At 53.5% G+C, this 16318-nt stretch carries 12 protein-coding genes; 7 read left to right on the top strand and 5 right to left on the bottom strand.

Features of this window, described 5'->3' with window-relative positions; all coding sequences use genetic code 11:
• Window positions 1-75 precede the first annotated feature (75 nt).
• Both K239x_RS25200 and K239x_RS25195 read right to left on the bottom strand, forming a co-directional pair.
• Window positions 76-1662 (bottom strand): sulfatase family protein, encoded by a 1587-nt coding sequence (locus tag K239x_RS25200; RefSeq protein ID WP_145421065.1) that lies wholly within the window; start codon window positions 1660-1662, stop codon window positions 76-78.
• A 38-nt stretch (window positions 1663-1700) separates the two neighbouring features.
• On the bottom strand, window positions 1701-2312 hold the full coding sequence (locus K239x_RS25195; protein WP_419189379.1) for an RNA polymerase sigma factor: 612 nt from the start codon (window positions 2310-2312) through the stop codon (window positions 1701-1703).
• Between the two features lie 320 nt (window positions 2313-2632).
• Here K239x_RS25195 and K239x_RS25190 point away from each other — a divergent pair, with 320 nt between their 5' ends.
• Window positions 2633-5689 (top strand): protein kinase domain-containing protein, encoded by a 3057-nt coding sequence (locus K239x_RS25190; protein WP_145421064.1) that lies wholly within the window; start codon window positions 2633-2635, stop codon window positions 5687-5689.
• A 234-nt stretch (window positions 5690-5923) separates the two neighbouring features.
• Here K239x_RS25190 and K239x_RS25185 read toward each other — a convergent pair whose 3' ends face one another.
• The gene (locus K239x_RS25185; protein ID WP_145421063.1) at window positions 5924-6349 is read right to left on the bottom strand and encodes an RrF2 family transcriptional regulator; all 426 of its coding nucleotides are present in this window, start codon (window positions 6347-6349) and stop codon (window positions 5924-5926) included.
• A 173-nt stretch (window positions 6350-6522) separates the two neighbouring features.
• Here K239x_RS25185 and hmpA point away from each other — a divergent pair, with 173 nt between their 5' ends.
• From hmpA to K239x_RS25170, 3 genes are read left to right on the top strand one after another with little or no spacing between them, the layout of a single operon-like run.
• Entirely contained in the window at window positions 6523-7755 is a 1233-nt protein-coding gene (gene hmpA, locus K239x_RS25180) for an NO-inducible flavohemoprotein (RefSeq protein ID WP_145421062.1), read from the top strand.
• 31 nt (window positions 7756-7786) lie between these two features.
• Entirely contained in the window at window positions 7787-9091 is a 1305-nt protein-coding gene (locus K239x_RS25175) for a hypothetical protein (RefSeq protein WP_145421061.1), read from the top strand.
• On the top strand, window positions 9088-10359 hold the full coding sequence (locus tag K239x_RS25170) for a hypothetical protein (protein ID WP_419189378.1): 1272 nt from the start codon (window positions 9088-9090) through the stop codon (window positions 10357-10359). Before K239x_RS25175 ends, K239x_RS25170 begins: the two co-directional genes overlap by 4 nt.
• An 88-nt stretch (window positions 10360-10447) precedes the next feature.
• On the opposite strand, the gene K239x_RS25165 is transcribed toward K239x_RS25170, so the two are convergent.
• On the bottom strand, window positions 10448-11380 hold the full coding sequence (locus K239x_RS25165) for a sugar phosphate isomerase/epimerase family protein (protein WP_145421060.1): 933 nt from the start codon (window positions 11378-11380) through the stop codon (window positions 10448-10450).
• Window positions 11381-11628: 248 nt separating this feature from the next.
• Here K239x_RS25165 and K239x_RS25160 point away from each other — a divergent pair, with 248 nt between their 5' ends.
• Window positions 11629-12846: a 3-keto-disaccharide hydrolase gene (locus K239x_RS25160; RefSeq protein ID WP_145421059.1), complete on the top strand. Its 1218-nt coding sequence runs from the start codon at window positions 11629-11631 to the stop codon at window positions 12844-12846.
• Window positions 12847-12868: 22 nt separating this feature from the next.
• Here K239x_RS25160 and K239x_RS25155 read toward each other — a convergent pair whose 3' ends face one another.
• Window positions 12869-13762: an alpha/beta hydrolase gene (locus tag K239x_RS25155; RefSeq protein ID WP_145421058.1), complete on the bottom strand. Its 894-nt coding sequence runs from the start codon at window positions 13760-13762 to the stop codon at window positions 12869-12871.
• Window positions 13763-14026: 264 nt separating this feature from the next.
• Between K239x_RS25155 and K239x_RS25150 the strand changes: the two genes are divergently transcribed.
• Window positions 14027-15553: a sulfatase family protein gene (locus K239x_RS25150; protein ID WP_419189377.1), complete on the top strand. Its 1527-nt coding sequence runs from the start codon at window positions 14027-14029 to the stop codon at window positions 15551-15553.
• 269 nt (window positions 15554-15822) lie between these two features.
• A complete protein-coding gene (locus K239x_RS25145) occupies window positions 15823-16272 on the top strand; it encodes a hypothetical protein (protein WP_145421057.1) in 450 nt (149 codons plus the stop codon).
• Window positions 16273-16318: the final 46 nt, after the last annotated feature.

Genomic DNA, 16318 nt, shown 5'->3' with positions numbered 1-16318 from the left:
GCTCGGCTTTCTGGTTTGCATGAGTCGCGGACTAATGACTGATGAGACACTCGTTTCGCAATCATGTACAAAACACTAGCTGGCTTTCTTAAGTGCGCGAGCCGGCTGTTTTTTTTGCTTTGGTTTCTTGGCACGTCCGGGATCGTTGTCTTCCGGCACGGCGTACTTCTGACGCAGTCGCTCTAGTTCACCGGACAACTTTGATTCAATGCCCATCACTTCGGTGCTGCCAAAGATGTTGACCAATTCGTTAGGGTCTTTCTTTAGGTCAAACAGTTCCCAGTCGTCGATCTTTTCGCCTTCGAGTGCGTAAAAGCGGATCAATTTGTGTTGGCCGTCGGTAACGCCATAGTGCCGCGCGACGTTGTGACCGCCCGGGTTTTCGTAGTAGTGGTAGTAAAACGTCTTTCGCCAATCAGCAGGTGTGTTGCCTTGCAAAATCGGCACCAAAGATCGGCCTTGCATGTCATTGGGGACGTCCACGCCGGCGATACTTAAAAAGGTCTCGGCAAAGTCCAAGTTCGACACGATGTCTTCGTTAGTGGTGCCCGGTTGAACCTGGCCGGGCCAACGCACCAACAACGGACATTTAAGCGATTCTTCGTACATCCAACGTTTGTCGAACCAACCGTGTTCGCCCAAGTACCAGCCTTGGTCGGAGGAATAGATCACCACCGTGTTGTCCGCCAAGTCGGCTTCGTCCAAGTAATCCAACACTTCACCGATCCCGTCGTCCACGCTCTTGACACAGCGCAAATAGTCTTTGACGTACCGTTGGTATTTCCACTGAATGATTTCTTTTTCCGTCATCGACGGCTTGGCTTTTTCATAAGCTTCGTTCTTTGGTCCGTAGGCTTTATTCCAAGCTTGCAATTGATCTTCATTGAAACCGCGCGGTGGTGCCAATTTTAAATCGTACGCGGTCAAGTGATCTTTGATCGTCATCGTTTGACGCTTTGCTGATCGAGTCCGCCCGTTGTAGTTGTCCCAGAGAGTTTCAGGTTCTGCGATGGTTTGGTCGTCCAGCCAGTTCAAGTATTTGGGCGCGGGTTGCCAATTTCGATGCGGCGCCTTGTGTTGATACATGACCATGAATGGTTTGTCGGCGTCCCGATCGTTTTTCAACCAGTCCAGTGTCTTTTCGGTGATGATCTCGGTCGTATACCCGACGTGTGGCTTGGTGATCGGTTTGCCATCTTTACCTGCGGTAATCATCGGCGGGTTGTAGTACGGGCCTTGGCCTTTCAAGACGTCGTAGTAGTCGTAGCCTTGCGGCGTGGTCGCCAAATGCCACTTGCCGATCACAGCGGTTTGGTATCCAGCGGCTCGCAGCAACTTGGGAAAGGTTTGTTGGTCGCCATTGAATTTGTTTCCGTTGCGAATGAAACCGTTCAGGTGGCTGTACTTGCCGGTCTGGATGACAGCCCGACTGGGACCGCAAATGCCGTTGGTGCAGTAGCAGCGATCAAACCGCATGCCTTCTTTGGCGATGCGGTCCATATTGGGAGTCGTGATGCGTGCATCGTTGTACGCGCTGAGTGCTTGCTGGCAGTGATCATCGGTAAAGATAAAAACGATGTTGGGCGGTTGTTTCGTTTCCGCTTGAGTCGATGTGAAACCAACGAGCAAGAAAAGGGCAGCGAAGATCAGTCGTGTATTCATAGCAATTCGCGAAGGAAGGGTGGAGTGTCGCAGCAACATTAGGTGGGTAACTCAGCCATCGCCTGTCGCAGCCGCCGAAGGATTCTGGATTTGGCTTGGTAAACACTGGCGACGGAAAGGCCCGTCGAATCAGCAACAAGACTTGGCGACTGTGATTCGATCGTGGTCAGCCAAAACGCTCTCCATGTGGTTTCTTCAAATTCGACTCGCACGCTCTTGAGAACTCGACGCACCAATGGGCTGTCAATCGAATCACCGCAAATTGATTCGTCGATCACGTCGGCTTGTTGTTGCAAAAATTGGAACGCCTCGGTCCCACCGGCCGCCGACTGCTGACGTGCTTGACGGCGAAAGTAATCACGAACTCGATTCCGCGTGATCGTGGCCAGCCAAGACCGAAAACTACCGGACTCTTTTTGACGCTGGAAATCCGAAATGCCTCTCGCCACCGAAGCAAAGACTTCCTGCACGACATCGGGCGAATCGGACTCGCTCACCCCCGATGAACGGCACCAGCGATAGACGATTGGACCAAACGTATGGACCAGACGGCTCCAAAATTCTGGCTGCATCGTCTGTACACCTTCAAGAAACATGCTCGACAAAGTCGGGTGTTCGGCGGGAGGCGGATCAGACGAGTGTGTGTTCATGGACGATATCGTAGCACAGCGAATCCAGCGATATTTGCCGGAAAAAACGCTCGAAAACAAATTCTGCAAAAGTCGTGTCAGACGCCTGCGTTCATCTGGTAGCGACCCCTTCAGTGAGCCGCTGGCGCTAGCCACGGGCATTTACCCAGAATGTGAATTTATTTGATGCAGAGCATGTTCGATTGCACCGCAGAAAACGGCTAGGCGATGCGGATGGGAATGCCGCAGAATTCCCGTGGCTAGCGCCCGCGGCTGACATAAGCAAACGCTATGACAGCCCACCAGGGCCTGACGCGAACACTTTTACAAGCGAGAATAAGATGATGACTGCAACCCAGTGCCCGACCGCCGATCGACTTCGCGCCTTCTCGCTGGGGTGTTTGGCTGTAAACGAAAGCGACGACTTGCTTTCGCACCTGCAAACCTGCGACGACTGCCAATCGGAACTTGAAACGATCGACGATGGCGAAGACTCGTTGATCAGTTCGCTTCGAGCCCCCGACGATTTGATTGGCTTAGAAAAGGAGCCTGACTGCCAATTGGCCTTGGCCAAAGCGCTCGGGGCGCTTGCCCAGGCGACCGACTCGATCACCGCCACCGAGATTCAGCTTCCAGCAACAATTGGTGAATACGAAATCGTTCGTCCGATTGGTCGAGGCGGGATGGGCCATGTCTATCTGGCGCGTCATACGAAGCTGGGCCGCGAAGTTGCGTTGAAAGTTTTGGCCAGTCATCGCTTGGCCGATGCAAAAATGAAGTCGCGATTCGATGCCGAGATGCAAGCCGTGGGACGCTTGAGCCATCCAAACATTGTCACCGCGCACGACGCACGCGAAGTGGATGGCACGGCGGTCTTGGTGACGGAATACATCGACGGCTTTGATCTGGGGCAACTGGTCGCACGGATTGGACCTTTGAAAGTCAACGACGCTTGCCAGATCATTGCCAAAGTCGCCGCCGCGCTTCAGTACACCAGCGACCAAGGGTTTGTGCATCGCGACATCAAACCGTCCAACATCATGCTCAGCTGCACTGGCGAAGTAAAAGTACTGGACCTAGGCCTGGCGCGGCTGGCGCTTTCCGAGGACAGTTCGCGAGAAATCACGGGCACCGGCCAAGCGATCGGAACGGCCGACTATATCGCTCCCGAACAAGTCACCGACAGTCGCAGTGTTGATATGCGAGCCGATATCTACTCGCTTGGCTGCACGTTGTTCAAGCTACTCACTGGCAGTGCACCGTTCGCCGACGCACAGCACTCAACGGCCTTTGCCAAGATGACGGCGCATGTTTCAACACCGGCGCCGTTGATCGCGGACTTTCGCGACGACGTGCCAGCACCAGTGCAGAAAATGCTTGCCAGTATGCTGTCCAAAGATTTGAGCAGTCGTCCTCAGTCACCCAGCAAGATTGCCCGCATCTTGTCGCACCACTCCGCCGGAAGTGAGCTGATCGAACTGGTAAACGCGGCGACCGAATCGTCGCCCAACACCAAGGCACCGCTGCTATCGACAACATCCGCGAAAACGCAGTCGTGGTTTAAACGGCGCGTGCCAATCACCGCCGCAATCGCAATGGGATTCTTTGGCGGTATCGCTGGTTTGATGCTGGGATTGTTTCTCGAAATCACCTACCCCGACGGGACCAAAATCAAATTGCCAATCAACGGTGCGCAGGTCGCCGTGTTTGATGATGGGGAGATGCCGGACGCTGCCAAGAGTGATTCTCGCTCGCAAGCGGATGTTCACCAGAAGACGCTGCCCCGCAATTCAGAAACCGCAAAGGCTAACTTGAAACCGTCGGACAGGCTGATGCTGGCCGTTTGCGTCAAAGCGACTGAGGTTTTGGATATCGACGACGCCAAGGCACAGTTGCGAAACGGAAAGTATGAACTGGGAAAGCAGACTCTTCGCTGGATGCCTATCGCCGATGACGCTAACGCACCTGTGACAGGCACCAAGGATGGCCTGCGGTATGCGTTGGTGAAGACCAATTCCGAATCCAGCCTGCCTTGGTCTCAGATAGAGGGGCACGTTCTTGACGTGATAAACGAACACAATGGGATCAATCTTCGATTCGACGATGATCTTGGTAATGCAATGAAACAGTTAACTAGTGATAACATTCAACGCGAACTGGCGGTCATTGCCGACGGACGGATCGTCCAGGCTCCAAGAATCATGTCCCCACTTAGCAACAGATTGGTGATATCTGGCAAGTTCAGCAATGACGAGCGTTTACGGTTGCATGACATTTTCACGTCGGCCGTTCCGACGGATGACCAGGCGACAAACATGAACCAACCAATGTCGCCAAATGAGCGTTTGCAAGGCATTTGGCAGACAAGGTTAGAACTGGCTGGAATGTCACAAGCTCCACAGCAAATCTGGATGTTTGACGGCGACCATTTTGCATATGGGGCATTGGCAGCGAATAAAAACCCGCCAGTTGTTTCGGGCACGTTCACAACTGAACCGACAAAGCAATTCGCGCCCATCATTCCTATCGATGTTCAATGGAAGCTCGACTTGGTTGTCAGCGGTAGTGCTCGTCCGTGGAATATGAAGTGTTTCCTCAAGAACGGACGTCTCACGTTGGTTGATGAATCCGCTAGCGTTGAGGTCAATTTGACTCGTGTGGCAGACATTCCTGCTTCCGCTTCGCAGCTTCAAGCTTTGTCGGACGGCATCACAGATGTAAATCAAATGAAGGTGCTCAATCCCTTACTCCAAGCACAGAAGAAGGGATTGGAGCAAGGCGTGCAATCGCTCAAACAGTTTCACTCGGCTGAAGCCATCAACGAATCGCGGAAAAATTTGCGGCTCCTTGCCTTTGGCTTTCACAATTTTTACACCGAGTATCACATCTGTCCGGGGTCGCAGAATCGCAAAGAAGGAGCGGCTGGCAATGGCACGAAAGACACCAAACCATTCAGTTGGCGAGTGGCGATTCTGCCATTTATCGACGGACAAGACGTGTATGACAAATACGACTTCACTGAAACCTGGGACAGTGAGCACAACCTAAAATTGCTTGAAGAGATGCCAGCCGTCTTCCGCAGTCCGCGGGCCGATGCAGACCAACCAACTGGTCACACGAACTATCTGGGTTACGCCACTGGCGCAAGTGCGTTAGGAAAAGAAGCGGGAATCAAGATGCATGAAATGATTGATGGCACGTCCAATACCTTGCTATTTGTCGAAACAAAAGACACGATGCTGTGGACGAAGCCGCAGGACTTGGATGGTGACGTGGAATTCTTTCACCCAATGCTCTACGTGATGGCCGATGGCAGTGTGGTTGAGAAAGAAAAACTGGACCCCGAGGAGCTGAAGAAAATGATCACCCGAGCTGGCGGTGAAAAGCTGAAGCAGTAGGTGCGAATTTTCAACGTACAGATTGTCAGCTTGAAGAGTTGTCAGCTTGAAGAGGAAAACTGGGCGCGGATTGTTCTTGTCCACGTATAGCTCGAATGACACGAACTCACGGCATGAGTTTTTGGCACGAGCGATACGCCGACAACTTTCCGTCATCACGAGAGCTGTATCAATGACGTTCAACACAACGCCGAAACGAGAATTGCTTTTGGGGCCGCTCGCTGGTTTGTCGCGTCAGGAAGTGCTTTCGCAGAGCGGCACAATCGGGCTGGCCGATTCGACGAGCTGCTTGATGGTGACGCCTCGGAAGGCGGTTTCGGTCGCCGCGTACGCTTTGTCCAGTTCAGCGTGGAGCGGGCAAAGCTTTGTGTGCGTCTTCAGGCCCAGCGGGCAACTTCGGATTCGTTCGACCGGTGCAACCGAGTTGACGACGTCCAAGATTGTTAGCGTTTCGGTGGGTTGGTCTAGCTCGTAACCTCCGCCCGGGCCGGGACGAGACCGCACCAAGCCGGCAGCTGCCAAGTCTTGCAAAACGCGAGTCAGATAACGCCGCGGCACTTTGGTTTGCTTAGCCAAATAGTCTGCCGAAGCGGGCGTTCCGACTTGGCTGCCCATGCAGGCAATCGCTCGAAGAGCATATTCCGCGGTCTTAGAAAGCATCTTTTTGGCTCAATTTGCCATTCGGCTAAATAGTGTACGTTGACGTGCAGATATGTAATCTGTACCCTGGGGTGTATGTAGGAAGTTTAGTTGCCCTGCAGTGGTTTGGCAACGTCACGGACTGCAAAGCCCGCCCTCACCCCCCCTCTCCCCGCAACCTGTGGAATGCGTTCATGCTGAGTGACAAAACGATCCAGATCGTTAAAGAGATTACGCCCGCGGTTGCTTCCAACGCCGAGAAAATCACTTGCTGTTTTTATCAGCGGATGTTTGCAGGCAACCCAGAAGTCAAAGCGTTTTTCAATCAGGCACACCAGCATTCTGGTGGCCAGCAGTCTGCTCTAGCGGGCGCAATCTGCGCTTACTTTACGCACATCGACGACTTGGACGCGTTAGGACCTGCTGTCGAACTGATTGCCCAAAAACACTGCTCGCTGGGAGTTCAGCCTGAGCACTATCCGATCGTCGGCAAGCATTTGATTGACGCCATCAAGGAGGTCATGGGCGAGGGAGCGACCGACGAAATCATCGAAGCAGTTGCCGAAGCCTACGGTTTGCTTGCGGATGTTTGTATCGATCGCGAAGCTGATGTGTATTCCGATCAAGCAGACGCGCCTGGCGGTTGGAGTGGGTATCGAGACTTTTTTGTTGAACGTAAGCAAGAGGAAAGTGATGTTGTCACGTCGTTCTACTTGAAACCGTCCGACGGGGGTCAGGTTCGCGACTTCGTACCGGGGCAATACATCACACTGAAGGTCGATCATCCCGACACTCCCACGTCACCACGCAACTACAGCCTGTCTGATGCGCCAGGGCAATCGCATTATCGCATCAGTGTGAAACGCGAATCGCCGACGAACGCCACGACGCCGGACGGTCTGATTTCCAGTTACTTGCATGATCAAGTCAGACAGGGCGATGTGTTGCAGATTGGGCCGCCGTGTGGAGAATTTGTGCTGGATGTTTCGCAGTCGATTGACACGCCGGTCGTCTTGATTGCCGGCGGCATTGGTGTGACGCCACTGTTGTCGATGGCAAAATCTTTGGTCCAATCGCAACCGTCAACGCAGGTTTATTTCATGCAGGCTGCACGTAACAGCAGTGTTCACGCGTTAGGCGAAGAAGTCGAATCGCTGAAAACGTCGGCCAGCAACGTGCAAACTCACGTGATTTACGATCAACCGCTTGATGACGATGTCGCATCAGGCAAATGCGACTCGGCCGGATTGATCGATACGGATCTGATTCGTGAATGGGCGCCCGTCGCTGACGCTCAGTTTTACTTTTGCGGCCCCAAACCGTTTATGCAAAATGTGGCCAGCATTCTCAATGAACTAGGCGTGGATGAATCACGAATCCATTTCGAGTTTTTCGGGCCGCTCCAAGATTTGGCTGCAACTACTTGAACGCAGCAGCTTGCTCTCAAGAGGATCAATCATGAATCCAAATAAATTCCAACTTCTGGGCATTCTGGTGCTGCTGGCGACATCGCCACTAGCCAATGCCCAACGCAATGGTTTTGAACAGCCGCCCATCGACTATTTGAATGCTCCGGTCCACGATCCGGTCGCTAAATTGGCTGCCAAGATCGAAAGTGGCGAAGCCAAGCTAGATTATGACGACACGTTTGGTTATCTGAAATCGGTTTTGAAAGAACTGGACGTACCCGTCAGTTCGCAAATGCTGGTTTTCTCGAAAACCAGCTTGCAGCTGCATCGCATTTCACCGCGGTTGCCGCGAGCACTCTATTTCAACGATGACGTTTATGTTGGATTCTGTCAGCGAGGCGACGTGTTGGAGTTTGCTTCGACGGATCCCAAGCAAGGTGCCACGTTTTACACATTGAAGCAATCCGAAGAAGGAGCGCCGCAATTTGTTCGCGACCGCGGAGGCTGTTTGACTTGCCACGCTTCGAATCGCACCCAGAACGTACCGGGGTACTTGGTGCGAAGCGTTTTTGCTGATGGAGCGGGACGCCCTAAGCTGGGCAGCGGGACGTTTACGACGGATCACACCAGCAAATTTCACGATCGCTGGGGTGGCTGGTACGTGACCGGCAAGCATGGTTCGATGCGGCACATGGGCAATCAAATTTGCATTGATGATGAGTACAAGTTTGATCGTGACATTGGTGCCAACAAAGTCGATTTGTCAGAGCATTTTCGCGCCGAATCTTATCTTTCACCGCATAGTGATATTGTTGCTTTGATGGTGTTGGAGCATCAAACCCAGATGCACAACGCGATTGCGGCAGCCAATTACGAAACACGTCAAGCACTCCATCAGTCGTATCAGATGAACAAGCTGCTCGATCGTGAACCGGATCATGTCAGCGAAAGTGCGCAGCGACGAATCACGGCAGCAGCGGACAACGTTTTGGAATACTTGTTGATGAGCAATGAGTTTCAGCTGACCGACGCCGTAACAGGATCATCGGGATTTGCAGAGGAGTTTCGTTCTCGTGGCAAAGAAGATACGCAGGGACGATCGCTTCGCGACTTCGATCTGGAGACGCGATTGTTTCGCTATCCATGCAGCTTTTTGATCCACTCAGCCGCTTTTGATGCGCTGCCGCCCTTGATGAGCGATCAGATCATGACGCGTCTTGCCGCGATCCTTGCCGGTGACGACGACGATGAAGCGTTTGAGCATTTGACGGCGGAAATGCGAAGCGAAATTCGCGATGTTTTGCTCGCGACAAAGCCGGAGTTCAAAAAATACCATTTGGCAGCCACACGATGAAATTTCGATTGACGATTCAACGCTGCCTGGTAACCGGTGTCTTGGCGATCATGTGCTGGAATGTTCCACGTGCATCAGCGCAGATGGCGATCGATATCGAAGAACCCCCGATTAAGTACAGCGACACCAAGGACGACAACGTTGTATCGCGGTTGATCGATCGACTGAATTCCGGCGACTTGAAACTGGACTATGACCGCAGTCACGGCTACCTGAAGTCGGTGCTACGCGAGCTCAATATCAGCGAGTCTTCCCAGGTGCTGGTCTTTTCCAAAACCAGCATGCAAGTGCGTTATATCTCCAAGCGAAATCCACGTGCGATTTATTTCAACGACAACACCTACGTCGGCTGGGTTCGAGGAAGTTCGATCATGGAGATTTCGACGGACGATCCCAAGCTGGGGGCAGCTTTTTACACGGTCGAAATGAAGCCTTGGAAAGCCGATGTGCAGCGCGCCGACTATGACTGTCTTTCGTGTCACGCGACGTCGATGACCCAGGGGATTCCCGGCCATACCGTTCGGAGTGTGATGCCAAATGTGGACGGGAGTATCGATTCACAGTTGCTTTCCTACGTGACCGATCACTCCAGTCCCCTGGAGCAGCGATGGGGAGGATGGTACGTGACGGGCCGGCACGGTGATGCGAAGCACATGGGCAACGCCGTGCTGCGGGGCGGCAAACTGCATACGGATCGAAGCAGCAATTTGCTTAGTTTGCGTGAAGAGTTTGAATCGTTTGATTGGTTGACGCCGTACAGCGATATCGTCGCGTTGATGGTGTTGGAGCATCAGACGCAGATGTACAACACCATGGTTCGTGCGAATTTTACCGTTCGCAAACATCGCCACGACCAGCTTGATGATCAGGAACTAACCGTGCTGATTCAGCAAGCGGCTGAGCCGGTCGTCGACTACATGCTTTTCTGTGATGAAGCCGCTTTGGACGAACCCGTCAAAGGCTCCGTCGTGTTCGCAACCGAATTTACCAGCCGCGGACTTCAGGATGATCAACAACGCTCTCTTCGCGATTTTGATTTGCAAACCAAGTTGTTTCGCTATCCCTGCAGCTACCTGATTCACTCGTCGTCGTTTGACGCATTGGATGAATCACTGCGAGCGGAAATCTATCGGCAGCTGGCAGATGTCTTGACCGGCAAAAACAACGCTTCCAAATACAAACACTTGGATGAACCGACACGTAAAGCGATCATTGAAATTTTGCGGTCGAAAAAGTCAGACTTAGCAGACGACTGGGCGAAAAGTTAGTCGGTCTGTTGGGTTGGCGTTAGCGCCATCGTCCGCCAAGGACTCTATCCGTTTCAGATGCTTGATGGGACGGCGATCGTTTCACTGTTCAGCTGATAGCCTTGGTCAGATTGCGTTGCCCTTGTTTGTGAGCCTGGGTCGCGGAAAGCTTGTTGGGCGATTTCTGTTCGATGGCTTGTTCCAACACCAAATGCGGATGGATGTTGGATTCATGGAGCCGCCGGAAAATCGCCTGGTAGTCGACGTCGCCTTGCATTGCGAACGCTTCGGTCCACACACCGTTGGTTGATTGGCGGAGATGAAGTTCCACAATTCTGTCGCGGTAGTGGTCCAGTGCATCTAAAACCGCGACTTCGGAATCACCACAGCCGCGAAAGACCCAGTGAGAATCGAGACAAAATTTGACATTTTCCTGTTTTGTCGCAGTCAGCATATGGTGGAACTCTCGAGCTCCGTTTCGTAGTTCGGCATCGTGGTTGTGGTAGGCCAGGGTCAGGCCGAGCTTGCGTAGTTCGCTGCCAAGTTCATCGAGCGACTTGGCTTGGAATCGCAGCTGGGAATCGTCTTTGTCTTCGTCGCCTCCCCAGCGAATTGGTGATGGATTGGTGACAACGATGGACGTGCCCAGATCGCGAACACGTTTGGCAATCGCCATTGCTGCTGCCACGCTTTGATCTACTTTGGCCGTGTCGTGCAACACGCTGTTGACGTAGATCGAACGCATGTACAGCCCGTGCTTCGTTAGCCGGTCGCCCAATCCATCCAGTTCTGTCGGCGAATCGATAATCGGTTCGTAACCGACGATGCCGGTGCTGGCGATGTTTTGCAACAGCTGATCGGTGTGACGCTGATACGACTGCCCCGCGCGCCGTGCGAACGTTCGCCAAGGGTAGGTGTTTGTAGCGATATGGGTTTTGCTCGGCGGCGTTTTGTCGTTCGCGATGAGGCTTGCCGTCCGCGCGGTCAGAAGTGCTGCGGTGGCCGTGGTCAGTGCTTGCCGTCGTGAAATGGAGAGGGGCATCGGTTGGGCTTAATTCGTGGTGTCGGAACGACGGTCAGAGCGTTTGCCCGGTCGTTTCTACCAATTTATCGCAAATCGAACCGAACGGCGGTGGTGAGGTCATGCGGTCCAGCGGGGATGTACGGATGTAAATTCGCCGCGTGCAGACGGATTCGGCGTCATTTGCTCGCCTTTGGCGTGGGGGCTGATTAATCTATGGCCAGCCCCCGTCTCCGTGCTACACATCAATTTTTTTGGATCGGATTTCGATGCCCCTACGCCAGCTCTTCCTTGCTACTTTCGTACCGCTGTTCGTTTCCTTTGCCTTCCAATCGCACGCGCAGGATCACGGCAACAAGAAGCCCGAGAAAGGCCCTGCCTACACGGAACCGCCTAAGAAGGATGTCAGCTATCGGCTGATGGGCGAATTCGTTGGGCCTGTGACTTTGGCGGAGTCTGGCGAAGGCAAAAACGCAGAGCAGCAGATCCTTGGGATCCAAGTTCGTCCGACCGGCAAAGAAGACTTCGAGGCAGTGTCCTACTTTGGTGGACTGCCTGGCGAGGAAGGTCACAAGCCGGGGCTAACCAAAATGATCGGTCGGCGTGCTGGTGATTTTTTGGTGCTCTCGGGTGGACCCTGGGCCATTTTTGTCGACGAGCAAGAGTGTCGACTGGTTGGTCGCGACGGCACACTGGCGGGCACGCTTGAGCGTGTTGAACGAAGCAGCCCAACCTTGGGGGCAAAGCCGCCAGAGGAAGCGTTGGTAGTGTTTGATGGGACGAACATCGACCATTTCACCAGCGGTCAAATGACCAAAGATGGGTTGTTGATGCAGGGCAGTGATTTCAAGCCCATGTTTCAAGACTTTAACTTGCACGTCGAGTTTCGTTTGCCTTACATGCCGTTGGCAGATGGGCAACAGCGTGGAAATAGCGGACTCTATTTGCAGAGTCGTTACGAGTGCCAAGTGCTCGATTCGTTCGGAACCGAGCCTGTTTTTAACGGCCTTGGTGCTTTGTACCGAATGAAGACACCTGATCTGAATATGGCTTTCCCGCCGTTGGTGTGGCAAACCTACGATGTGCAGTTCACGGCGCCACGTTGGGCATCCGACGGGTCAAAATTGCGTGACGCGCACATCAGTTCGTGGATCAACGGCGTCAAGGTGCAAGACGACGTGGCTCTGCCATCAAAAACGGGCGCCGGCAAAACCGAGGAGCCGCTGTTGTTACCGATTCGGATTCAAGATCACGGTGATCCGGTTCGTTTTCGTAACATCTGGATCGTCGACCGGGGGTTGGCACCGATGCAAGCGTTTCCCGTCATCGCAACCGAGGAAGACAAAGCATCGCTAGCTGCTGAGGCAACCAACGCTTCGGAGTCGGAGGAAGAACCGAAATCCGAAGAAGCTTCGGCTAAAGAGCTTGCTGCGGAAGTCAAGGTCGAAGTCGAGACAGACGCGGCATTGCCAGCGCCCAAGAAGTAGTCCGGGCCGTCTTCAAGTGACGCTACAGCTTTCGCGCCAGCCAATCGGTTGCGCGATCGGTCCAAGTTCCGATGTTGGAATTCTTTCGGTCACGAGTGCCATAGCCGTGACCGCCGTTTTCATAAACATGCAATTCGGCGGGCACATTATTCTTCTTTAGATCGGCATACAGATAGACCGCGCCCAGCGAAGTGGAATTGTCATCGCTGGTGTGAACGGTAAACGTCGGCGGCGTCTTTGGTGACACTTTGATTTGTGGCAAAAGTGCGTCCGTTGCTTTGTCGTAGCAACGCCACGGGTAGACCAGCATCGCAAAATCGGGACGAAACGATTGTTTGTCGATGTCGTCGATCGCATCGTACGCCGCTTCGTCTGCTGTGATCAGTATCGACCCGACTTGCCCGCCCGCGGAAAAGGCAAGTAGGCCAATCTTGTCTTGCTTCAAGTTCCACTTCGCCGCATTGGCACGCACCCACCGAATCGCTCGTTGGCCGTCCTGCAAAGGGCGTTTCCAAGAGGGTTCGTCCTTGGGCGTTACTTCGTTGGTTCGGTAGTTGAGCACGAAACACGTGACGCCTAGTTCGTTGAGCCACTTGGCTGCTTCACTGCCCTCCATGTCAGGCACCACGCGGCCGAAACCGCCGCCTGGCAGGATCACGACGGCCGAACCGTTCGCGTTTTTTGTTGCGGGAAAAACGGCGATCGTCGGTCGACGGATCTTTTCGACACGCGTGATTGGTGGATTGTCCTGCGGTCGCATCGGCAGCGTTTCTCCGTGGCTGCGCGACGTTTCGCCCGGTGCCAAATCGGGCCACACGTATTGGGTGGCGTTGTCGCTTGAAGTGGATTCTTGCGAAAAAGCAACGCTGGTCACGGCAAGTGAAGCGTACAGGCAGCAAAACAAAGCATGGTGCATCGAACATTCCCTGAGTGAAGATAATCGTCGCAGTTTATCATCCGCTGCATGTCGCTGCACGACATTGCATCTCGGTGTGGCATCTGCGTGGCTTGCGATGCAGCGGTTTTCATTGCAGCGTGACGATCGGGTAGTGCGGGCTGGCGAAGTAGCACCCTATGCCGTGTGCGATAGACTGTGTGCTGTCGTTTGTCTCGTATCCGTTTTCCACCCAACGTTACGGTGCGCCGCCTTATCTCGCCCCTGTCGAAATCGGTCTTACTTGTGAAAACACTGCTTCCCCTCCTCGCTCTGGCATTGCTTGTTCCTTTCCATGGTTCAGTACGAGGCTCCGAGAAGAATCCGCCCAACATTTTGTTCGTGCTTTGCGACGACCATCGGTTTGATTGCCTGGGTGCGGCGGGGCATCCGTTCTTAGAAACACCTCACATCGATGCGCTGGCACGCGACGGAGCAATGTTGACGCATGCCTACGTCACGACTTCGCTGTGTTCGCCCAGTCGCGCGTCGATTTTTACCGGACAGTACGCTCACAATCATCGGGTCGTCGACAACTACCATCCGGTCGACCCGAAGCTCGTTTTCTTTCCGGAGCAATTGCAAACTGCTGGCTACGAGACCGCGTTCATTGGCAAGTGGCACATGGGCGGAGACATCGACGATCCGCAGCGAGGATTTGACCACTGGGTCGCGTTCAAAGGCCAAGGCACGTACTGGCCGGACGGGCATGGCACGACGCGCGAGGTCCCGCAAACGACGTATGACGGGTTCAATGTCAACGGCAAGCGAATCGCGCAGAAGGGATACATCACCGATGAATTGACAGAGTACGCGATCGATTGGCTGACAAACCGGGAAAGCAAGAAACCGTTCCTCCTTTATGTCAGTCACAAGGCCGTGCATGCCGATTTTGTGCCAGCGGACCGTCATCGTGGTCGCTACGAAGACAGTGTTCTTCCCATTCGGACTCCGTCAGTGGCGGAAATGGACGCGGGCAAATTACCGATGTGGTTGCGAAACCAGCGGAACAGCCGACATGGCGTCGACTTTGGCTACAACATCAAAAACTTTTCCCCCGAGATCTACTACCGTCGCTACTGCGAATCACTTTTGGCGGTCGACGATAGTGTCGGCCAGCTCAATGCGTTTCTGGATCAAAAGGGCTTGAGCGACAACACGATCGTCGTCTACATGGGGGATAACGGTTTTCAGTTTGGTGATCATGGATTGATTGATAAACGGACAGCGTATGAAGCTAGTGCCAAAGTGCCTCTGTTGATTACCGCTCCAGGGCACATTCCAGCGGGCATTCAGTTCGATGGTTTGGTCGGCAATATCGATATCGGTCCGACGCTGCTTGAAGCCGCCGGAGCAGCTCCATTGGCAGTCGCCGATGGGACCAGTTTTTGGAAGGCTTTGTGCGCGGGCGATGCAACGCAGCTCAAACGCAAACACCTGCTGTACGAGTACTACTGGGAACGCAATTATCCCCATACGCCGACGCTGCATGCGATCATTGGCGGACGTTACAAGTACATTCGCGTCCACGGGTTATGGGATCGCGACGAGTTTTATGATCTGGAAACGGATCCAGGCGAAATGAAAAACTTGATCGATGTGCCTGAGCATGCTGAGCGGATCGAACAGATGAACCAGCAGCTTTGGAAGATGCTGTTTGAAAGTGGTGGTCGCGAAGTGCCGCTATTGGAAGATCGCGGTCCCAGATTTCCCGCCCGCGATCCCGCGAAGGCTCCGCAGGCGAAGTTTCCAGCCGAGTACTTTGTGAAGTAGCCAGTGGATCGGGTTGTAGCGTTTGCAACTGCTGCGCAGTTGGTTGCTTGATCGCATCATCCGTTGCAAAACGTGATAGTCGCGCCGGACAGCGCGGCTGCGTCGACTTTGCTGTCCGTTTTTCTTAGCTGAGCGTTGGATTCGTTGAAAGTGTTGTAGATTCAAAGTGAGAGGATCTGTGATCCGCTCGCTCGTTTCGCGAAAAAAAGTCGCGAGAACGATTTTCGCGCACAACAACATTCCAACGATACTTTCGGCAGGCAGCTTCCATGTCTTTGACCATCATCAAACGCACCAAGTCCATGGTCGACCCTGAAGTTCAGGGCGGGATTCTTCGCAAGATCGCGATTCACTGGGTCTTGTTCTTTGTCTGCAATGCGATTGCATTGATGATTTGGATTCGTTTGTTTGAGCAGCCCGATGTTGCTTGGGGACAAACGTTCGCTGACACGATGCGACGATTCTTGCCGTTCTTTGTGATCACGGCCGCATTGATTCCAGCGTTTGTGCTGGACACGTTGAAGCTGACCAATCGTTTTGCGGGTCCTATCATGCGTTTGCGTGGCGCTTTGGCGGATGCCAAAGCTGGACGCGAAGTCAAACCATTGCACTTTCGCGGCAGCGATTTCTGGCAATCCATTGCAACCGATTTTAATGCCCTGGTGGATCGTAGCGATCTTGGTACTGAGGTCGAAAAAGCAGACAACGAAAACGCTTAGTCAAGCGATTCGATTCAGTCTGTAGCATCGTTTCTATAAAGCTCTC

Origin of the sequence: Stieleria marina, assembly GCA_007741555.1 — a bacterium.
Taxonomy (GTDB): domain Bacteria; phylum Planctomycetota; class Planctomycetia; order Pirellulales; family Pirellulaceae; genus K23-9.
Note: the sequence above shows the minus strand (reverse complement) of the source record. Positions and strands in the feature narration are given on the sequence as shown.